The 20,509-nt window shown below is 59.5% G+C and carries 15 protein-coding genes and 1 pseudogene; 6 read left to right on the forward strand and 10 right to left on the reverse strand.

Going from position 1 to position 20,509, the window contains the following annotated elements:
- Positions 1-312 (forward strand): integrase core domain-containing protein (locus HDE78_RS03445; RefSeq protein ID WP_179477141.1); only part of this gene is annotated, 312 nt, incomplete at its 5' end.
- 48 nt (positions 313-360) lie between these two features.
- The gene (locus HDE78_RS03450; RefSeq protein ID WP_179477142.1) at positions 361-837 is read left to right on the forward strand and encodes a hypothetical protein; all 477 of its coding nucleotides are present in this window, start codon (positions 361-363) and stop codon (positions 835-837) included.
- A gap of 48 nt (positions 838-885) precedes the next feature.
- On the opposite strand, the gene HDE78_RS03455 is transcribed toward HDE78_RS03450, so the two are convergent.
- The 3 genes from HDE78_RS03455 to HDE78_RS03465 all read right to left on the reverse strand — a co-directional run bounded on the left by HDE78_RS03455 (position 886) and on the right by HDE78_RS03465 (position 4,612).
- Entirely contained in the window at positions 886-1,845 is a 960-nt protein-coding gene (locus tag HDE78_RS03455) for a hypothetical protein (RefSeq protein ID WP_179477143.1), read from the reverse strand.
- 339 nt (positions 1,846-2,184) lie between these two features.
- Positions 2,185-3,132, reverse strand: coding sequence for an RDD family protein (locus tag HDE78_RS03460; protein ID WP_179477144.1), 948 nt, complete (start codon positions 3,130-3,132; stop codon positions 2,185-2,187).
- A 226-nt stretch (positions 3,133-3,358) separates the two neighbouring features.
- Entirely contained in the window at positions 3,359-4,612 is a 1,254-nt protein-coding gene (locus HDE78_RS03465; protein ID WP_179477145.1) for an MFS transporter, read from the reverse strand.
- 110 nt (positions 4,613-4,722) lie between these two features.
- Here HDE78_RS03465 and HDE78_RS03470 point away from each other — a divergent pair, with 110 nt between their 5' ends.
- Together HDE78_RS03470 and HDE78_RS03475 are read left to right on the forward strand one after the other, a co-directional pair.
- Positions 4,723-5,637, forward strand: coding sequence for a LysR family transcriptional regulator (locus HDE78_RS03470; RefSeq protein ID WP_179477146.1), 915 nt, complete (start codon positions 4,723-4,725; stop codon positions 5,635-5,637).
- A 1,191-nt stretch (positions 5,638-6,828) separates the two neighbouring features.
- Positions 6,829-8,313: pseudogene (locus HDE78_RS03475) on the forward strand (DNA translocase FtsK); the annotation flags it as partial.
- Positions 8,314-8,520: 207 nt separating this feature from the next.
- Here the strand turns inward: HDE78_RS03475 and HDE78_RS03480 are convergent.
- Positions 8,521-8,856 (reverse strand): zinc ribbon domain-containing protein YjdM, encoded by a 336-nt coding sequence (locus HDE78_RS03480; RefSeq protein WP_179477147.1) that lies wholly within the window; start codon positions 8,854-8,856, stop codon positions 8,521-8,523.
- Positions 8,857-9,035: 179 nt separating this feature from the next.
- Here HDE78_RS03480 and HDE78_RS03485 point away from each other — a divergent pair, with 179 nt between their 5' ends.
- Both HDE78_RS03485 and HDE78_RS03490 read left to right on the forward strand, forming a co-directional pair.
- Positions 9,036-9,662 (forward strand): lysozyme inhibitor LprI family protein, encoded by a 627-nt coding sequence (locus tag HDE78_RS03485; RefSeq protein ID WP_255457610.1) that lies wholly within the window; start codon positions 9,036-9,038, stop codon positions 9,660-9,662.
- Positions 9,663-9,688: 26 nt separating this feature from the next.
- A complete protein-coding gene (locus HDE78_RS03490) occupies positions 9,689-11,230 on the forward strand; it encodes a peptidoglycan-binding domain-containing protein (RefSeq protein ID WP_179477148.1) in 1,542 nt (513 codons plus the stop codon).
- A 135-nt stretch (positions 11,231-11,365) separates the two neighbouring features.
- Here HDE78_RS03490 and HDE78_RS03495 read toward each other — a convergent pair whose 3' ends face one another.
- The 6 genes from HDE78_RS03495 to HDE78_RS03520 all read right to left on the reverse strand — a co-directional run bounded on the left by HDE78_RS03495 (position 11,366) and on the right by HDE78_RS03520 (position 20,439).
- Positions 11,366-12,169, reverse strand: a complete 804-nt coding sequence (locus tag HDE78_RS03495; RefSeq protein ID WP_179477149.1) for a YkgJ family cysteine cluster protein — start codon at positions 12,167-12,169, stop codon at positions 11,366-11,368.
- Positions 12,170-12,440: 271 nt separating this feature from the next.
- Entirely contained in the window at positions 12,441-13,037 is a 597-nt protein-coding gene (locus tag HDE78_RS03500) for a hypothetical protein (protein WP_179477150.1), read from the reverse strand.
- A gap of 477 nt (positions 13,038-13,514) precedes the next feature.
- Positions 13,515-15,893, reverse strand: a complete 2,379-nt coding sequence (locus tag HDE78_RS03505) for a hypothetical protein (protein WP_179477151.1) — start codon at positions 15,891-15,893, stop codon at positions 13,515-13,517.
- Between the two features lie 466 nt (positions 15,894-16,359).
- Positions 16,360-16,584 carry a DUF2442 domain-containing protein gene (locus HDE78_RS03510; protein WP_179477152.1) on the reverse strand — a complete coding sequence of 75 codons (225 nt, stop codon included), beginning with the start codon at positions 16,582-16,584 and terminating at the stop codon, positions 16,360-16,362.
- Between the two features lie 112 nt (positions 16,585-16,696).
- Positions 16,697-16,843, reverse strand: coding sequence for a DUF4160 domain-containing protein (locus HDE78_RS20810; RefSeq protein ID WP_218862003.1), 147 nt, complete (start codon positions 16,841-16,843; stop codon positions 16,697-16,699).
- Between the two features lie 113 nt (positions 16,844-16,956).
- Positions 16,957-20,439: a methylmalonyl-CoA mutase family protein gene (locus HDE78_RS03520; protein WP_179477153.1), complete on the reverse strand. Its 3,483-nt coding sequence runs from the start codon at positions 20,437-20,439 to the stop codon at positions 16,957-16,959.
- Between the last annotated feature and the right edge of the window lie 70 nt (positions 20,440-20,509).

Raw genomic sequence — 20,509 nt, forward strand, 5'->3', positions numbered from 1 at the left:
CACAGTCCCGGCCTTCCCAGGACGATTCGCACTGACAACGGCAAAGAGTTCTGCGGCAAGGCGATGGTTGCCTGGGCCCACGAGCGTGGCGTGCAGTTACGCCTGATCGAACCGGGCAAGCCGAACCAGAACGCTTACATCGAATCGTTCAACGGACGCCTGCGCGATGAGTGTCTCAACGAACACTGGTTTCCCAGCCTGCTGCACGCCCGCACCGAGATCGAACGTTGGCGACGCGAATACAACGAGGAGCGACCGAAGAAGGCGCTGGGCGGACTGACACCCGCCGCCTACGCCAAGCAGTTAAAGTAACACCGGACTCCAAACAGACCCGCTACTCAAGGCGGGGGGACGTCGCTCATGCAAAAACTGGGGCGCGGCTACGTCGGCCAGTTCAACGCCCGTCATCGGCGCACCGGGACATTGTGGGAAGGGCGCTACAAGGCCAGCCTGGTCGACAGCGAAAGCTATGTGCTGCACTGCCACCGCTATATCGATCTCAATCCCGTTCGTGCCCGCATGACGGATGATCCGACAACCTTCCCGTGGTCCAGCTGCGCCAGCCATTGTGGCCTTCGCCAAGAGGCCAATCTCTCGCCGCATCCGCAATACACCACGCTCGCCGCCACTCCGGAAGCTCGCGCCGAAGCCTACCGCCAGCTGTTACACGAAGCCCTGTCCGACGACGACCTGAAAGCCATCCGAACCTACCTGCAACAACAACGGGCCTTGGGTCGCGATGACTTCCGCGCGATGGTCGAAGCCAAGACCCGACACTTCGCCGGCGTCAGGCCCGCGCATCGCCCACCTCACCCAAATTCAAACGACTGTAAGTGAACCTGACCCCGTTTCACGAAAACCTGAGGCGCGGACCCCTGCTTTCCCTTACTTGACGAGATTATTCGCCTTCAACAAAGACTCAATCGCGAGCGTCTTAGGTGGCTGCGGCAGAGCAGCCTTCCCAAGAAAGCTAATGATCTGTCGATGCCTCCTAGACACGTCTTGGCTCATCGACTGATGAAATTTAGGTTTAGCCAACGTCATTCGCGCAACGAAGTCCTTCTCGACCCTATCGGACACGCAAAGCGCGGCATCCATCGTAACAATAAGTCGATGGATAATGTTGCTCAAACCAACAACATCGGCGAGACACACCTCGATCCTCTCGCCCACAGGGCAGATCTTTACAACCGGGCTCTTGTTAAATCCCAAATTTACAAACGGAACCACCTTAAAGGCGTTAGCAGCATTAATCCACTGTGCGTCTGCAAGACCACCGCCATGAATTATGCTATTGCGGGACAGTTTGAAGTATCGATAGGCAATTAGCAGGTCCTCGACGTTGTTCCATGAATTCTTCTGGTGGTTCTTGACAACGCCAAAAAATTCAACCATCGCGGGAGATTTAGTTTTGTTCGCTTCAGCAATTGCGTCAACGTAAGATTTTCCAGGACTTGCAAGCGCAACTGCCGAAAGTGGAAACTGTAAAGCCTTAACCATTATCTGCCTTTTACTACTAGCAAAAACTTTCTCCGAAGCGTCTTCAAGCCACGCCTCATACAATCCACACAAATCAAATAGTAAGAATTTAGCAAATTGATTTTGTTGATCCACCCAAGTGGTTTCCAAACATGCCACCTTCAAATTAGCACTTGTAACGCCGCTTCCCGCTACAAATCGTTCGTGTAGATCCGTGACCTCCTTTTTACCGGTAGTCTCGGCGTAGCCACGAACTTGCCAGCGAAGGTTCCAAAGCGCAGCCATTGTAGGCCACGCAAAGTTGAACAACTCAGCGAGTCTTAAAGTGATACTTTGAGATGCCTTAAAATATAGCTTTGTGGCCATAAAATTCTCTAGCTAACTAAAAGTCCGAGTTTTGCAAAGTAAGTAAATAAAAAAGTGGGCACCAAAGTCTCGGCAATCTCGTTTCTAAAAGAAGTCGGCTCGCCAGAAAAAAAGACGGTGGCAATTAAATGATTTCATTCAAATTACCCCATTGTAGAATCCTTGCCAGGGAAAACGGGACGGAAGTGGACGGAAGAAGTTAAATCCCGCCTTGGTGTTCTTCAACGCTTGAACTCGGGCTACTTCGCCATCTGGTGTTTCACTCTCGGCTACATCGACTCCTCCTGTATCTGGTAGCACTGGATCATGACCGAACTCCCTCGCCAAGAGACAATAGACCTACAGCAGCTCATCGCGCTTGAACGAATACCCATGCTTTTTCCAACCCGACGCGATGCCCATGTCGTAGCCGTAGACCAGAGTCACCGCGACGACATCCTCGTTGGCGATATTCGGGTCGGCTTTCGCCATCTGCTGGGCGATGCGCTTGGCCATGTCGCCATCGTCAGTGAGCGGCGCATCCAGCCACAGCGACGACTGCAGCGAGTGTGTCGCCTTGCCACCATTGAAGGATGACCACCCACGTACGACTTGCGCCGTCATCACGTGGGGTTGGGTGGACAACGTGTGGTACAGCGGCAGGATGCCCGCGAAAGTCGTGGTCTGCGCGAACCGACTGGCTACCGCTGGCGCGCTCAAAGCGATAACGGCGAGCAGAGCCACCACGACGATATGCCCACGCCACATGACGGGGAACGGTACGGGCTGCGCCGCACGATCGAAGCGCTCCACGTACGAGCCCACCACCAGGTCATGCAGGGACTGCCGTGTGCGGCGATTGAACAGGTAAAGGTAGATGATGGCGAACATGCCACCGAATACAACGAGGGCGAGCAGGTAACCCAACGGGGTCGACATCGCCAGCTTAGGACCAAGCGGCAGGCCATTCGCAAAGAACGGAATACCCAACACCGCGTAGCGCAGCACCGAGCGCGGCAAGGACAGCAGCTGGTCGTGGGCATCGACGACCCGCACACCAAGCCAGCGTTTGCCTAACGTCTGCCCGCCACCGATACGGCTGTTGCAGATACCGAAATAGGCCAGCGCGATCGCAAAGCCGATCAGCTTCGCATAGGCGCCCATGCGCGCGAACGTATCGAAGAGCAACGCGCCCAGAATCCAGCCGACGATGCCGAGCAGAATCGAGTCGATCGCGAAGGCGCCCAGACGACGCCAGAAGCCGGCAATCTCCCGATCCGACCCACCTTCCGTATGCAATGCGTCCATGTACTTCCCCCTGAAGTGGGGACATCTTGCCGCAATAATCATCGGGAGGCGAGGCGCGCTGCGGCATGGGCAAATTCCATCGCCCAACAAAAGCCGCTACGGCCACGGCAAAGGGGGGCGGAGGGAATGGAAACGCGCCGTCAGCCGAGGCCGACCGCCACCCCATCCAGTGCCTGACTGCGCCCCCCAACAACCGGCATTTTATTTTCGGCCTTCCGCCATAGATCTAATGACGTAACGTGCGCGCCACGACGTCGCCGGCAAACGCCAATGCCACGAACCCCAAGCATAGCCCGCAGATACCCGTCCAGCCCGCCATGGCCCATGCCACGCCGGCACCGGCGGCACCGGCGCTGCCGCCGACGAAGAACACGCCCACAAACACACCGTTGAGCCGGCTGCGTGCCTCGGGCATCAGCATGTTGACCGCGCGGCGGCCGATGGTCTGGTCGCCGACGGCGCCGGCATCGATCGTGATTGCCGCGAGCACGAGCAGACCCAGCGCGAGCCATGCATGGGCGCGAATGTCGAACCCGAACCAGCCGGCACCGGCGATGCCCGCGAGCACGATGCCGGCAAGCAGCACCACATGCGCAATGCGCATGCCCACCACGCCATGGCCCTTGTCGCCGGCGCGACCGGCCAGCGGTGCGACCACCGTGCCGGCAACGCCGGCCAGCGCGAAGGCCGCGGCCGCATCGGCACTCAGGGCGAACGGCGGTTGCACCAGCAGCACGGCCACGCCGGTCCAGAACGCCGAAAACGCTGCCATGACAAACGCGGCGGACACGGCGTAGCGCCGAAGCACGCGCTCGCGCTGCCACAAGGCCCAGAGCGACCGGATCAGCACGCCGTAGCTATGCCCGAAGTCGGGCCGACGCGGCGGCAGCTTGAGCAGCAGCATCAACGCCACCAAGGCATCGAGTACGCCCATCAACACATAGAACGAGCGCCAGCCAAAATGGCCCGCCACCGTGCTGGCGAGCGGGCGCGAAAACAAAATGCCCAGCATTACCCCGCTCATGACGCTGCCGACCGCGCTGCCGCGACGGTCGGGGTGAGCCATGGAGGCGGCCAGCGGCACCAGCACCTGGATGGCGCACGAGGTGGTGCCGGCCACGCATGCGGCGAGCAGAAACACGGACGCATTCGGCGCGAGGCCGGCCAGCACCAGCATCGCCGCACAGATGGCGAGGGTGATCACGGTCAGGCGGCGGTTCTCCGTGAGATCGGCCAGCGGCACCAGAAACACCATGCCCACCGCGTAGCCCAGCTGGGGCAGCGTAGCCACCAGACCCGACAACGTCGGCGGAATACCCAGGCTGTGCGCGATGGGCGCGGTCAGCGGCTGCGCGGCGGAAAGGTTCACGATCATCACGCTGACGGCGAACGCGAACAGCAGCGTCATGCCGGGCGTGAGAGCGCCCGCCTGTTCGACCGGGGTGGGAGCGGCGAGTACGGCGTTGGCATCGGTAGACATGGGCGGCATTTGCGGGGACGAGGGCGCTGAGGTTAAATACCCCGAACCCATGCAGCAATTGAATAATAATCATAAAGACTATGTGCATATTGCATATCTAAGAGCCGCCGATGAATACCCATGATTTGACTGCCTTTATCGCCGTGGTGGACGCGGGCTCGATCGTGCAGGCAGCCAACCGCCTGCATCTGACCCAGCCGGCCATTACGCGTCGCGTGCAGTCGCTGGAGGCCTTGCTCGGCGTCGAACTGCTGGACCGTCAATCCAAACCGCTGCGGCCGTCGTCGGTGGGTAGAGAGGTGTACGCCAAGGGACGTCAGCTGTTGCGCGCCGAAAGCGAGTTGATGGCGGCGGTCAACCCGGCCGTGGAGCCGGAGGGCGAATTGCGGCTCGGCATGGCGCCGTATCTCGCGGACATGATGCTGGCCACACCGGTGGACCGACTGCGCGAGGCCTTTCCGCGTTTGGCACTGCGCATTCAGACCAGTTGGTCGCCTACGCTGACCGCCTCGCTGGAGGGCGACCAACTCGATGCCGCCGTGGTCGGTTACGCCAACGGTGCCACGCCGCCCGCGTCGTTTGTCGCGACCGCATTCGCATCGCAGCCGATTCGCATCGTCGCCGCGCCGTCGCTGGGGTTGCCGGCGAAACTCGACGTGCGCGGCCTGGCGGGTTTTTCCTGGGTGCTCAGCCAGAGCGGTTGCGGCATGCGCTCGGCGCTGCGCAGCGCGCTGGATATCGCCGGCATCCCGTTCGACGTTACGGTTGAAGCGGCGGGCTCGGAATTGCAGCTGTCGCTGGTGGCGCGCGGCGCCGGCCTGGGCATGGTCACCGCCGACCTGCTCGAACGCAGCGCCTATCGGCATCGACTCAAGGTTCTCACCGTGACCGATTTCCGACCCGAGATCGTCGCCTGGCTGGTGCACCGCGCCCTGCCGCCGAGGCTGGTGGCGCCGGTGGCACTCTTGCTCGAAGAGCTGCAAAAACTGCCGATGGCACGGCCGGCAAAAAAGCGGCGCGCTTAGCGCTTGCACAAGTGGAATGAATGCTTCGACGCGAAGCATCCAACACTGTGTGCTTGAGCCTTGCGCCGATGCCCGCCTTTTGAAGGCTCGCTTCCTATGTTGCTATGTTGCGGCGGTATTCGCCGCATGGATTCGGGCGTATAAGCGCATCGGTTAAGATCATGGGTCGACTTAACCATGAACGGCGCTGCCTCACGCATGATGATCTACGTTTTCGCGGCAATGATTCTGTCTGGTATGTGGCTTCTGTTCCGCCTGTGGAAATCCTCGTCGAACAACCAAAAACGCAACACACGCCGGGCGACCCGCCCATCCGCACCCGCGCGCCGCACTCATGCCGGCAAGGCCGGGGAGAGATGGGCTCGCGGCAAGCAGGCGCCGGCTAAACGCAAGCATCCGCCGCAACCGACCGGCAAGCCGCAAGCCACACCCGAAAAAGCGATGGCCGAAACCTGGCCATCCCATCGGCCGACGACCGCACGACCAGCGCGCAGCGTCACCGAATCACCCGTCCTGATGACACGGGTCCGCCCGCCGGCCACATCGACAGCCGGCATCGTTCGCGCCCTGAGCAGCGCGCACGATGTCGATACGCGTCGGAGTGCGCCGATGCCGACAACCGCAGCCTCCTCGGTGCGGACCGAGCCGGCATCGATCGCACCTGCGGCGGCGGCGCCAGCACGGGTCATGGCGCCGTCGACGCATGACGAACCCATGTCGGCCGCGCCCCAGGCGATCACGCCTATCGAACCGATGGCGGCTTATATCGAACCCGCGCCGACGACATCGCCGACAGCCTTGATCGAACCCGCGCCGATCTTGCCCGAGGTCATGGCCCACCCCGCCCCGACGTCGATCACGGTGGCGGCACCCGTACCTGCCGAATCCATGTCCGCCATGCCGGAGGCGGCGACTCATGTGGAGCCCGCGCCTACTGAATCGGTGCCACCGAAGCGTATCGAGCCGGCATCGGCTGACCCCCAGGTGCAAAAGCCAACCATCGCTGGGATAGAGCCGCCGCTCGCGACGCCGGCCCCCACGCGCGTTATCCAGCCAGTTCTACCGGTCGTCGGCGCCCTGCCGAAAACGCTGCGCACCGCCTCCAATGATGGCCACGATAGCGATACCGATGCCGAACCGACCCTGCCCACCAGCCAGGCCATGCCCGCTGCGGGTAGCCAGTCCAGGCGGCCGATCGAACTGCCTCCGCTGGACCTGCTGACGACCGCGTCCGAGGAGGTCGATGCCGAACCGGCCGAGGTGCTGGCCGCCACTGGCGAGCTGATCGAACAGCGCCTGCGCGAATTCAAGGTGCCGGTGACCGTGGTCGGCGCTTCGGCTGGCCCGGTGATCACCCGCTACGAAGTGGAACCGGCTGTGGGCGTGCGCGGCAGTCAGATCGTCGCCTTGATGCGCGACCTGGCGCGCGGCCTGGGTCGCACTTCCATCCGCGTGGTCGAGACGATTCCGGGCAAGACCTGCATGGGCCTGGAACTGCCGAACGAGCGGCGCCAGATGATCGGGCTGGCCGACATCCTGCGCTCCGACGCGTATCGCGAGCACGACTCGCCGCTGGTGCTGGCGATGGGCAAGGACATCACCGGCGCACCGGTGGTCACCGACCTGGCGCGCGCGCCGCACATGCTGGTTGCCGGCACCACCGGCTCGGGCAAGTCGGTGGCGATCAACGCGATGATCCTGTCGATGCTGTACAAGGCCACGCCCGACGAAGTGCGGATGATCATGATCGACCCGAAGATGCTGGAGCTCTCGGTGTACGAGGGCATCCCGCATCTGCTCGCGCCGGTGGTGACCGACATGAAGCTGGCCGCCAACGCGCTCAACTGGTGCGTTGCCGAAATGGAAAACCGCTATCGGCTCTTGTCCGAATTGCGCGTGCGCAACTTGGCCGGTTACAACCAGAAGATCCGCGAGGCACGCGCCGCCGGCACGCCGCTGAGCAACCCCTTTCCGACGCACGTCGAGACGCCGGAACTGCTCGATACGCTGCCGCTGATCGTGGTGCTGATCGACGAGCTGGCCGACCTGATGATGGTGGCCGGCAAAAAGATCGAGGAACTGATTGCACGACTGGCACAAAAAGCACGCGCCGCCGGCATTCATCTGATTCTGGCCACGCAGCGCCCTTCGGTGGACGTGATCACCGGCCTGATCAAGGCGAACATCCCTACCCGCGTCGCGTTTCAGGTGTCGTCCAAGATCGACTCGCGCACCATTCTCGACCAGATGGGCGCCGAGTCGCTGCTCGGCCAGGGCGACATGCTGTTTCTGCCGCCCGGCACCGGCTATCCGCAGCGCGTGCATGGTGCGTTCGTCGCCGACGACGAAGTGCATCGCGTGGTTGCCCACCTCAAGCAATACGGTGCGCCGGACTACCGGGACGAAATTCTCGCCGGCCCGCCGTCGGAAGCGGCCGCCGACCTGTTTGGCGACGAAGCCGCCGACGCCGAACTCGATGCGCTGTACGACGAAGCCGTCGCCTTCGTGCTGCGCAGCCGCCGCGCCTCGATCTCCTCCGTGCAGCGCCAGCTGCGCATCGGCTACAACCGTGCGGCACGCCTGGTCGAGACGATGGAGGCCGCCGGACTGGTGTCCTCCATGGGCCAAAACGGCGCACGCGAGGTCCTGGTGCCAGGTCCTGGCGATACGATGTAAAAAGTCACGATCAACCCGGGTTGATCAAACACGGACAGAGCCGAATGGCGCTTGGCATGCTGTTTGAGCATCGCCGATCCGCACCGCCCTTGTGATAGCCACGATCGATGCATGGCTGCCGATGCGCTCGTCGCATCGCAGGATTTCAGCCCTGCGTACGCACATCCCCCATCGTCGATCGGGTTGCCGGCCTGGGCGGCGCCGTAGTCAGGCCTTGCGCAGAAAGCAGGTTTTCAGAACCAGCCCCTTGATCTTGTCCGAGTTGCCTTCGATGTGCTCGGCGTCGTCCTCAACCAGGCGGATGCCGCGGATCAAGGTGCCCTGCTTGAGGGGAATCGAAGACCCCTTTACCTTCAGGTCTTTGATCACCACCACCGTGTCGCCCTGAGCCAGCACGTTGCCGTTACTGTCGCGCACCACCACCGAGGCCTCGGCAGGCGCGTGCGCCAACCATTCATACCCACAGTCGGCGCAGACCATCATGGTGCCGTCGGGATAGCTATTCTGCAGCGTGCATTGCGGGCAAGCGATCGAATCGGACATGGGCTCGAACCTGAAAAGAGCGCGCGATTGTAACCGCTGCTGATGCTGTGACGGCCCTGAATGGGCTATGCGATGTGAGAAACAGGCGCTGAGTACATTCTTTCGACTAAAAGCGGGTGAGAGCTCTGATGCGGTTAGCTGGCTCATGCGAGGTACTGGTGCCAGGCCCGGGCGATGCGATGCAACCTGTTGACCGACAACCTTTCCCGAGCAAGCTCACGATCTGCTGCCAAGCCTCAGTGGCAGGCTTTCCAGAGGGAATTTCAGGAGCTATCTTTGAAGGAAGGCTACCTGTTCCGTCTATCTTGCGACAGGCCGCGCTATTGACTCCAAGGCTAAAAATCGACGAACAGGAGGAACACATGAAAACGTCAGGGATGCTCGCCATCACCTTCGCTCTGCTCACCTACGGCTCGGCCGCCGTAGCCGCCGACACTACGAGCCAAATTATTCGGAGAGATGCTCCGAAAGGCATCACGACTGCCTTCTTTACCTGTATCGACAAGGCCGGCTCCGACACGGTCGCTCTCGGCGGTTGCCTCTCCGCGGAAAAAACCAAGCAGGACACCCGGCTCAACGCGACGTACAAGACGTTGCTCGGCAAGCTCAATGGCAAGGCGAAGGACGGTCTGGTCAGTGCTCAACGGGAGTGGCTGGCATTCCATAACAAGAGCGGCGATTTCGAAGTCCTGCTCTACGGCAATGAAACTGTCGCTGACCTTCAGGTAACGCAGAACGAGATTTTCCAGCTTTGCGACCGCGCCAACACATTGGATAAATATCTGGCCGTCGCCAACGACAACTAAGCAGCATCGACTCAAGGACGAACACCATGCCTGGCCTGAATACACACGATCTAGATTCACTTGCTGGCGCCACGTACTTCGTGGTCGGTCGCGGTACCGAAGGTGGCCCTTCTTCGTACCATCTTTCCATTACGGGCATTACCGCAGGCAACTCCGATCCCCAATGGGGTAACGCCGATAAAATCGTGGCGGACAGTGGCTATTCGCTCGGCACCATCCAGGTTGATCTGGGCAAGCGCGGAACGTGGGCGCTGGGGTCGACAGACGGTGCCGCACCCAAAGCGGGCGAGACCACTTATGTGGACGGCGTCATTCAGCAGTCCAGCCAGTATGCGAAAGACCACGATCTGAAGTTTGCGCACGACATGGCGAAGCTTCGCACCGACCTGTTGACACACGGCAACGGCGAGCACGGTCGAACCACCCTCACCTTCATCGACAAAGACACACGCAACAGCATCGACGCGTGGGCATCGTCTCAAGACGGTCAGAAGTGGATTCACAAAAACATCGACTATCCGCAGATCAAGCAGGCGACGCAGTCGGCGGTGAACATGCTGGACACGTACGGAAAGAATATTCCTGAAGATCGCCGTCTCGAGACTGTCGCCATTCTGGCGAAGACGGAGAATCAGATCCCGTCGCAGATGACGAAGTTCGAAAAAGTGCTTAAGGATGGCGGAAACTATGACGACGTATTGGCCACAGCCAACCAGATCAAGGGCAAATACGCTTATTACGATGGGCCGAAGGCTGCCGCTCTGGCCGAGCAGTATAAGAACGCTTATAAAAACCCAGAGATGGCAGCCGCTCTCGACCGTGCGCATGCCAAGGTTGGCGATACGAATTTCGATCCCTCGACATCCGCAAAAGATCCGGACATCAAGGAAGCCTTGAAGGCTATCGGCCAAGGCGAGCGTACCCACACGCCGCATAGTCACAGCAGCTCTTTACACCAGGGCTCTCACGGTAAAGAAGTGACCGAACTGCAGACGGGTCTGGTCAAGCTGGGGTACACCGACACCCATGGTCACTCATTGCACCCTGACGGCGATTTCGGTCCAGGCACAAAGGCCGCACTCCAGAAATTCCAGCTCGCGCATCACCTGACGCCCGATGGTGTCGCCGGTCGAAACACGCTGGATGCCTTACATAAGACGGGGCAATCACCGACGCTCGCCGATCCCATACATCCCGGTCATGGGATTTACCAGCAGGCCCTGAGTGCGGTGCATCGCCTGGATGCGGAACACGGACGTGTGCCGGATCAACGCAGCGAAAATCTCGCGGCGACGCTGGCCGTCGCCGCACAAGCCAAGGGCATGAGCGGCGTCGACCATGTCGTGCTGAGCCAGGACGCCCAGCGCGCGTTCGCTATCCAGGGCGACCTCAATTCCCCACACAAAAGCTACGCCCATGTCGACATCACCCAGGCCGTCAATACGTCTGTCGTGCAAAGCAGCGTGCAGTGGCAGCAAAACGCTCAACAGGCGGCTCAAGCCCAGAGCGCACAGGCTATGCAACAGACGCAAAATCCGCCGCCAGCTCAGGTCGCCATGCAGCGCTGAGCACCGGGACGAGCTCGTCCCAACTCAGGCCGGTCCTGCATCGCGTCGCAGGTCACCGGATGCCTGCAAACCAAGAATGGGTCAGGTTAAACCTGAACCCCGTTTTTGTTTATTGGTACGACAAGAGATGGGACGCTATGCATCGTTTTCGGCTGGCATCTGGCCAGATGCCCATGCTGAAAGCCGCTCATCGTCATGTAGAACGCTCGACAGGAATGTGTTCATTTCAAGAAAGTGCGGCGTTCTATTCGGTTGTACTGCGTGATGGAAGGATTTGCGGATCAGATCATCGAACGGGTAGGCGAACACCACTTCCTCACCCGCATTCCGGCCCCGCCGCACACGGTCCTCGCAGGCTGCTATTGAGCATGAGCGATGCGTTCGGCAGTTGATGGGGCGCGCTGCGTAAAGCGTGCACAGGCCTTGTTCGCCCAACAGCCCACATCGCGAACCAGGCCCGGATTTTCCGAGTGAAGGAAGTCGGTGGGCGATCTCTGCTTTTTCAGCCTCCGTGAGCTCGAGCAGTGCCCTCGCAATAATGGCAGCTTCCTGCACACTAAGAGCAATCTGCATATGTGTGCAGCACATGATGCATCCGCCATCATCCGGGCATGCTTGCTTGGGATAACTGTTGCTGCTTAGCTCGTGCTTGACGATGGTATCGGCAAGCCTAAACAGGGCATGGATCGGATCGAGCGGGTCATCGTTGGATCTGCTGTCTTCACCGGGATCAGCGGCAAAGCGCGCGACTATCCTCTGCGCTCGTTCCTCAAGCAGTGGCCTGTATCGACGCATGCCTTCTTCGGACGCGCATCGCTCCTCAAGTACGGCATTGACGATTTTTGCTGCGAGTTGATCCGATAGTTCTTTCATATGCGATGGATGGCCGATGTTATCTTTTCCATTCTTACACTTGTGGCCAGTAATGGAAGTCGACATTCCTTCAATGCCACTGCTATCGGTAAGTAGCGACAATAGGTTGCCAGCAAACGAAACGACCGGCGATTTCTCACCGTGCGTTTCGTCTTATGGGTGGGGGTGGCGGAAGCCAATTTTTGGCGGCTTGCACATCGAACAGGGTCAGGTTGGACTACTCCTGACCTTTAACCTGAGCGTTTTGTTGCGTCAGAAAACCTAAGCATAAACGACGAAATCAGGGGTTATGGCCGGCAGCCTTCCCATGAAGGTAAATGATGCTCGCGTTCTTTACTTAATGAACCCGAACGTTTTCTCGCTCAATACGATAGACGGCCTGCTCTTCGTTCACGCCGTTGTGCGAACTGTGCGGAAAGTCGAGCCACTGCGACTCCACCTGACGGATGATTTCTCGCACCGTGCGCGCATCGCTGAAGATGGCCTGCCCCAGCAGCGACAGAGTGTGGTCGGCCAGCTCGGCGCCATGGCTGGCAGTCACCACATCGCCATGGGCTGCAATCATGTCGATCAGCGGGTTGAGCGTATCGACCTGCTCCAGGGTCATGCCGAAGCGGTAGCGCTCGCCTGTGTCGTACGGCATGGTGTCGGCCGCTTGCGGCGTTGCGTGGGGCGCGTCGCTTTCGGCACGATAGGCTGGAAACGAGAGATCGCTCAGCACCAAGTCCATTTGCTCCACCAGAAATTCCAGGCAGATGCCTACCTGCTCCGCGTTGATCTTGGGGGCTCCTTCCTGCTCGGCGTCCGGCGTGCGCGGTTGCGCGATATGCGAGAGAAACTCCGCGTAATCGCGCAGTTTCTGCAGCTGGCGCTGGCTGTGCTCCGGCAGAAAATAACCCATCGTGTCCCGATCATCCGTATCGTACGTCGACATAGCCGCCTCCTGATTCCATCCATCGAAGTACCCGTCCACAGCATGACGCCGGACGGGAAGTCGGGAGGCTAGAAACCGCTAGTAGCCGGCGGGCGTATTCCCCTTGCGGGTGTTGTATTAGCCGCCCTCCCGACGCAGGCATCGCGTCGGTTGCACCTACAAAAAACGCAGGTACAAAAAACCCACCGGTTTGTCGGAGGTGGGTACCGCTACTAGAGGAGTTTCTAGGCTCCTTGGGATTGAGTCTGCTACTGCAATGCAGGAGAGTCAAGACAGGCGTGGATAAGTAAACCTGCCCCCGTTTTGGAAACGTGGAAGTCGAGCCATGTACACAGGATCATACAGACGATCAGCGCCAACCGAGCGTTTCCATCAGCCTCGTAGCCACCCCGCTGTCAGAAATTGTCCCTGACACCTTTTTGCTGTTTTTTTTTGCTTTTTCGTATGTGAACACTGACCCCATTTTCGTTTCAAATTTCAGCTTGATAGCAAGCCGGGCAAAGGAGAATTGATTGAGTGCTCCAAGTGTGACGTTTCCAGATCGCGTCGCAACACCAAGTCGTCCTCACGAACCATCTCTGAGAACAAACGACCAATCGCGTCAAATTTCTTTTGGTAATCACCTGGACCAGACGCCCAAACCGACCGCATGTTGTTGTAGACGTTTTTGTCGTAGATATAGGTCTCAAAAGCTGATCTACTCACATAGCTCATCTCGTTCAGAACAAGATCTAATAACACTTCACCCAATCGCGCGACACTTGGAATGTCCTCCCCCCGCATGTCCGACAACATGTGCGGGACGGTCAGGAATCGGTCAAACCGCAGCCGCTGAACAGCCCTCTCAACAATTACTCGATCTATGCCCGCAAGACTGAAGTCATTCAAGAGGCTTGAAAGTTGATAATTAACGTGAGCACTTTTCGCTCGGACCTGCTGAAGAATCCTTAATCCTAATGAGTAGGGCATTGTTAGCTGACTATCAACCACAAAAACGTTTGGCAGCAACTTGCTCCCACCTGCACTCGATAGATCGTCTTTCATAAGAGCACGCAGCGTCAGAGCCACGGTTAATCTCGTACGACCATTCACGTGCTGGTCGAAAACGAGCTTATCCATTGCCTTCGGAGACAACCGAAATATCGCACTGATTGCCTTGAGGTTAGCGCGAAGGCTTCCGTTTCCCGCAGCTTGGATTATCTGAAAAGCATCGCTACCGATGCTAGCTTCATGGCCAATCGTTTCTATGAGTACTGATATGCGGTCTCTAGCAGCCTTCTGCGCCGTCGCTGGATAAGCGACCGGAAGGCTTGCAAGAATTCGTTCAAAGCGCTTTTCAAGTACCATCGACAACGGAGCTTTCTGAATTAAAAACTGTTCCTTAACAGACGCGATCGAATGTTCTCTAATCGAGTGGGAGGCGAGGGCTTCGGTTCGCATAACCAAAATGAGAACAGCCGACGTTGTCGACCTCAACTTCTCGGATAACTTGTAAAGAAACTCCTGAAACTCGAGTCCTAGCTGGTCAGAGTTATCAAGTGCAACCACAACTGGCAATCTGCAGTTTAATGTGAGCCACTTGATCACGCGCACGAGATGTTCTTGAGGATCGCTTTGACTGAGATCCCATACAAGCCTTCTTGCGTTTTCGACGTACTCTTCGTTTGAATCGTCAGCGTTAGGATAGCGAGCCTTTTGAAATCTCCTGACTTCAGAATTGTAGATGTCACGCAGATGCGCCCAATCGTCCGGGTCATAACTTCCACTCATGGACTCAGTTACCTTTGCTACCTCAGCGAGGATCTCTCGACAAATCAGCTGCAACATTTGGTCACGGTCGTCGGCGGTGAACGGACGATCGTGAAACGGAAGCAGATCGACGCGTGCCCAAACGGAATCTTGGAGCTTTCCGCTCTTTCGCAAAAAGAGCTCGCAATGGCGCAGAAACGACGACTTTCCAACACCGACATCTCCGTGCAACACCACCGTCCTCCCCGATGGGATCTCAGGAAAAATCGGCTTCGAAAGCATTTTCCCCTTGAAATCTCCCCCTTTCGCCAAGACCTCCTCTCGCGCAGCATCCACCCGAAGACTCACGAGTGCTTCAATCGACTTGATAGTCGCTCTATTGGTACGAACGACGCAGTAGCACTGCTCGAAATCGTCCTCACTCGTGAGTTCATCTACATAATGCGCGAGAAACTGATCAAGAATATTAGAATACTCATCTTCCTCCCACGATGGGTCCTCGTGGTACGGAAAGACGTCTTGGAGACGCATTGCAAACAACGGCCGCTTTAATTCACGCCCAAGCAGGAACTTCTCCGCTTGACCCTCCTGGACTGAATCGTAACCAAGGAGGGCGCAGAATTCGTCAAGCCGCGCGACAACCTGCTTAACACCATTGAAAACGACCACTCGAGCGTCAGGTAGTGCGCGAAAGCTATGTGCTGGCTTAAAGAACAGCCAATCGGAACCGTTGGTAGCACATGCGTATATCGCACCCGTATGCTGCGCATACTGGAGGCATTGGTCCAATGCCTCGATTAGACTCGTCGACGCAGTCGCGCGAACCTTCTTATAAGTCGTTACACGCTGATTCGTCAGGTTTTGAGGAAGGCTAAAGGAGCGACCGGTCTTCTTTGCCTCAAGGACCATCATCGGCTTTCCCTCCTGCATTAGTAGGTAATCGATGAAACCCCGGGCATCAGGCCAGCCAGCGTACGGCTCACGCTTTACGTCGCCATTAGTCCAGCCCAAGTGCCGAAGCAGTGGGTCGATTACTAAAGCACGGGTATCTGCCTCTGTTGAATCAAGAGGCAATGGCTGTGGCAAGCCCAGCAGAAAATCTAGCATTTGTGACACGGCGTCCCCCAAAGCTGTTTACGATGCAAAAACAGGATTAGGCTCACTTTCCAACAAGCCTCAGAGCTCAGCACTAACAAGAGGAAACCGTTTTAGATTACCGCGCTTACTGATCGCACCGCACTCCAAGCACAGCACCTCCCAGACCAGATCAATCAGCAAACCGATGGGCAGACTCACTTACCACTCTACGAAAATTACTCAAAGCCTGTACCCGCCCCGCTCTCCCATCGGAGCCGCCGGCCACACCGGACACAACGCCTCCACCGCCTCCATCAACTCCACCCAGTCCGACAAATCCCCTTTCCCGAATCGGGTGGCATAGAGCACCCGAGGACCAGTCAACAACTCGCGCACTCCAGCGGCACTTTCCGGCAACGGACAAAGACATGACCCGATGTGCTCCGTCACCTCAAGCAGCCTCCGCATCCCGCCGCAGCTCGCCGGTTTCCTCCAATCACCGCCGCAGCGATTCGGCACTCAAATCAAACCCGTTCGGCCACGCCAACGCCCCCAGTTCGATGAAGTACCGTGCAAAGAATGCCGGATCAGCCAGTGGCGCCGTCATCTCCGTCGCCGCCTCGACAAACGATGCGAAGTCATAGACCCCCGCCGTGCCATCCGAGAAGCGCAGCAGCAAGCGATAGCCGCCTTTCGATTCGACCGCTTTCAACTTAATCATGGTCGGCTCCGGGTATGCGGCTTAGCGGCTGCAAGGCCTGCGCTTTGATCCAATTCTGCTCCAGCTCGACGCGATGGTCGAGGCACCCCTGACGGACAAGCGCGAGTGCACGTCATAGCAGCTCACCTTGCATCAGTGCACCATCCGCTATGGCGATGAGTGCCTCGTGCCCCCGGTATTTCACGTGGATGTGCGCCGGAGCGTGGTCGGCGAAGTACATGCGGATATAGATGCCGAAGAAGCTGGAGATGATGGGCATGGGTCGCGATCCTTGCGATGGTGAAGTATGAGGAGTTCCTTACGGGCCTTTCGCCAGGACCGCCCCTCACATGGCCATCTCCTCGGTGAAGAGAGGGTTCTTTGGAACTGAGCTTACATGTTCCGCCGGTATTCGCCGCCAACTTCGTAGAGCGCATGCGAAATCTGCCCCAGCGAGTTGTACTTCACCGCTTCGATCAGCTGCTCGAACACATTCCGTCGATCCCGCGCCGTCGCCTGCAATACTTTGAGACTATCTGAGGCCAGCGCATTGCGCGCCTCACCATACCGCTTCACGTTGGCGATCTGCGCGCCCTTTTCTTCTTCGGTGGAACGGATCAGTTCGATCTCGGTGGCGATTTCGCCGCCGTGGTCCTTGGGCAGGAAGGTGTTGACGCCGATGAGGGGCAGCGAGCCGTCGTGCTTTTTATGCTCGTAGTACATCGACTCCTCCTGGATCTTGCCGCGCTGGTACATGGTGTCCATGGCGCCGAGCACGCCGCCGCGCTCGCTGATCGCTTCGAACTCTTTGTACACGGCCTCTTCCACCAGATCGGTGAGCGCGTCGACTACGTAGCTGCCCTGCCATGGGTTTTCGTTGAAGTTGAGGCCGAGCTCTTTGTTGATGATCATCTGGATGGCCACCGCCCGGCGCACGCTTTCTTCGGTGGGCGTGGTGATGGCCTCGTCGTAGGCGTTGGTGTGCAGGCTATTGCAGTTGTCGAACAGCGCGTACATGGCCTGCAGCGTGGTGCGGATGTCGTTGAACTGGATCTCCTGCGCGTGCAGCGAGCGGCCCGAGGTCTGGATGTGGTACTTCATCATCTGGCTGCGCGGGCTGGCGCCGTAGCGCTCGCGCATGGCGCGCGCCCAGATGCGCCGGGCGACGCGGCCGATGACGGTGTACTCCGGGTCCATGCCGTTGGAGAAGAAGAAGCTGAGGTTGGGCGCGAATTCGTCCACCTTCATGCCGCGCGCGAGGTAGTACTCGACGATGGTGAAGCCATTGCTCAAGGTAAAGGCGAGCTGGCTGATCGGGTTGGCCCCCGCTTCGGCGATGTGATAACCGCTGATCGACACCGAGTAGAAGTTGCGCACCTTGTGGTCGACGAAATACTGCTGGATGTCGCCCATCATGCGCAGAGCGAATTCGGTGGAGAAGATGCAGGTGTTCTGTGCCTGGTCCTCTTTGAGAATGTCCGCCTGTACGGTGCCGCGCACGTTCTGCAAGGTGTGCTGCTTGATGCGCGCGTAGGTTTCGGCATCGACGAGCTCGTCGCCGGAGACGCCGAGCAGGCCCAGGCCCAGGCCATCGTTGCCCTTGGGCAACTCGCCGAGGTACTGCGGCAGCGGCACGTTCTTGTAGAGCGCGGCGATCTTGGCCTCGGCGGCAGCCCAGCGGGCTTCTTCTTCGCGCAGGTATTTTTCGACGTTCTGGTCGATGGCGGTGTTCATGAACATCGCCAGGATCATCGGCGCGGGGCCGTTGATGGTCATGGAGACAGAGGTGCTCGGCGCGCTGAGGTCGAAGCCGGAGTAGAGCTTCTTCATGTCGTCGAGCGTGGCGATGTTGACGCCCGAGTTGCCGATCTTGCCGTAGATGTCCGGGCGCGGCGCCGGGTCTTCGCCGTACAGGGTGACCGAGTCGAACGCGGTGGACAGGCGCGTGGCCGCGCCGCCCTGGCTGAGGTAGTGAAACCGTCGGTTCGTCCGCTCGGGCGTGCCTTCGCCGGCGAACATGCGGGTGGGATCTTCACCGCTGCGGCGGTACGGATACACCCCGCCGGTGTACGGGTAATGGCCGGGCAGATTTTCGCGACCGAGAAAGCTCACCAGCTCGCCCCAGTCTTTCGACTTGGGCGGCGAGACTTTCGGAATTTTCTGGTGGCTGAGCGATTCGCGATAGTTGTCGACGCGGATGACCTTGTCGCGCACGGTGTACTCGTTGAACTCCTTGGTCACCGACTCGTACAGCGACGGCCACGCGCGCAGCTGTTCGATCGCCTCCTTGCTCAGTTCGCCGAGCGCGGCGTTGTAGCGCTGGCGCAGCGTGAGCAGGCTGCGATCGACCGCCTGCGCATCGTTGCCGATGTGCGAGAGCAGATCGGTGGACTGATACAGGTCGAGCGCGGGCGGCAGCTTGTCGTCGCCCAGCTCTTTCAGCGCTTCGTAATAGTGCTGCGCCTTGCTGGCGTACTCGGCCTGCTTCTGGATGCCGGCGTTGATGCTGCGGCCCTGCTCGGCGATCTCGGCGAGGTAGCGCACGCGCTGGCCGGGAATGAGCACGGTGGCGCGCGGCTCTTTCAGCGTGGTGTCGAGCTGCGGCGACCACCGGTCGGCCGGCAGCTTGAGCTTGTCGCGCATCAGCCGGCACAGGTTGGAAAACATCCAGGTGACGCCGGGGTCGTTGAACTGGCTGGCGATGGTGGGGTACACCGGCACGTCGTCGTCTTTCAGGGTGAAGGCGGTGCGGTTGCGCTTCCACTGTTTGCGTACGTCGCGCAGGGCGTCTTCCGCGCCGCGCTTGTCGAACTTGTTGAGCACGATGAGCTCGGCGTAATCGATCATGTCGATTTTTTCGAGCTGGCTGGCGGCGCCGTATTCGCTGGTCATCACGTAGACGGGAAAGTCGACCAGGTCGACGATTTCCGAATCGCTCTGGCCGATGCCGGCGGTTTCGACGATGACGAGGTCGTATGGCTGGCTCTTCAGAAAATCGATGCAGTCGTGCAGCACGATGCTGGTGGCCGCATGCTGGCGACGCGTGGCCATGGAGCGCATGTACACGCGATGGCTGCGCAGCGAGTTCATGCGGATGCGGTCGCCGAGCAGGGCACCGCCGGAGCGACGGCGCGTCGGGTCGACCGCCAGCACGGCAATGCGCATCTCCGGAAACGCATGCAGAAAGCGCAGCAGCAGTTCGTCGACTACCGACGACTTGCCGGCGCCACCGGTGCCGGTGAGGCCGAGCACGGGTGTCTGCCTGCCGGCCAGCGCCCACTGCTTGCGCAGTAGCGCGAGGTCGGCGTCGGCGAGCTTGCCCTCTTCGATGGCGGAGAGCATGTGGCCGATGGAAATTTCGTCGTCGATATCGGCCGCAGGTACGGCCGCCGTTTCACTCTGCGCGCGTTCGGCCGCGCCGGTGCCGGCACGCGCCATCACGTCTTCGATCATCTCGGTGAGGCCGAGCTTCATGCCATCGTTGGGGTGATAGATGCGCTCGACGCCGTAGGCCTGCAGCTGCTTGATTTCTTCCGGCGTGATGGTGCCACCGCCGCCGCCGAACACGCGCACGTGGCCGGCGCCGCGCTCGCGCAGCATGTCGACCATGTACTTGAAGTACTCGACGTGGCCGCCCTGGTAGGACGACAGCGCGATGGCGTCGGCATCCTCCTGCAGGGCCGCGCGGACCACGTCTTCGACCGAGCGGTTGTGGCCGAGATGGATCACCTCGGCACCCTGCGCCTGGATGATGCGACGCATGATGTTGATGGCCGCGTCGTGGCCGTCGAACAGGCTGGCGGCGGTGACGAAGCGCAGCGGCGTGGTTTCGGACTGGGTGTCGCTGGCGGGGACGTGCTTGGCAGGCGTACTCATGGCGCAACTCCGACAGCTGACGTTGGTAGACCGCCAATTCTAGTGGGCGATGGTGTGATCGTCGTGGTGC

The sequence above is a fragment of the Rhodanobacter sp. K2T2 genome (assembly GCF_013408815.1).
In the GTDB taxonomy this organism is placed as follows: domain Bacteria; phylum Pseudomonadota; class Gammaproteobacteria; order Xanthomonadales; family Rhodanobacteraceae; genus Rhodanobacter.

Coding starts and splice junctions, on each gene's coding strand:
- HDE78_RS03450 (WP_179477142.1), top strand. CDS start 361: ATGCAAAAACTGGGGCGCGGCTACGTCGGCCAGTTCAACGCCCGTCAT.
- HDE78_RS03455 (WP_179477143.1), bottom strand. CDS start 1,845: ATGGCCACAAAGCTATATTTTAAGGCATCTCAAAGTATCACTTTAAGA.
- HDE78_RS03460 (WP_179477144.1), bottom strand. CDS start 3,132: ATGGACGCATTGCATACGGAAGGTGGGTCGGATCGGGAGATTGCCGGC.
- HDE78_RS03465 (WP_179477145.1), bottom strand. CDS start 4,612: ATGTCTACCGATGCCAACGCCGTACTCGCCGCTCCCACCCCGGTCGAA.
- HDE78_RS03470 (WP_179477146.1), top strand. CDS start 4,723: ATGAATACCCATGATTTGACTGCCTTTATCGCCGTGGTGGACGCGGGC.
- HDE78_RS03480 (WP_179477147.1), bottom strand. CDS start 8,856: ATGTCCGATTCGATCGCTTGCCCGCAATGCACGCTGCAGAATAGCTAT.
- HDE78_RS03485 (WP_255457610.1), top strand. CDS start 9,036: ATGCAACCTGTTGACCGACAACCTTTCCCGAGCAAGCTCACGATCTGC.
- HDE78_RS03490 (WP_179477148.1), top strand. CDS start 9,689: ATGCCTGGCCTGAATACACACGATCTAGATTCACTTGCTGGCGCCACG.
- HDE78_RS03495 (WP_179477149.1), bottom strand. CDS start 12,169: ATGTCGACTTCCATTACTGGCCACAAGTGTAAGAATGGAAAAGATAAC.
- HDE78_RS03500 (WP_179477150.1), bottom strand. CDS start 13,037: ATGTCGACGTACGATACGGATGATCGGGACACGATGGGTTATTTTCTG.
- HDE78_RS03505 (WP_179477151.1), bottom strand. CDS start 15,893: ATGCTAGATTTTCTGCTGGGCTTGCCACAGCCATTGCCTCTTGATTCA.
- HDE78_RS03510 (WP_179477152.1), bottom strand. CDS start 16,584: ATGATTAAGTTGAAAGCGGTCGAATCGAAAGGCGGCTATCGCTTGCTG.
- HDE78_RS20810 (WP_218862003.1), bottom strand. CDS start 16,843: ATGCCCATCATCTCCAGCTTCTTCGGCATCTATATCCGCATGTACTTC.
- HDE78_RS03520 (WP_179477153.1), bottom strand. CDS start 20,439: ATGAGTACGCCTGCCAAGCACGTCCCCGCCAGCGACACCCAGTCCGAA.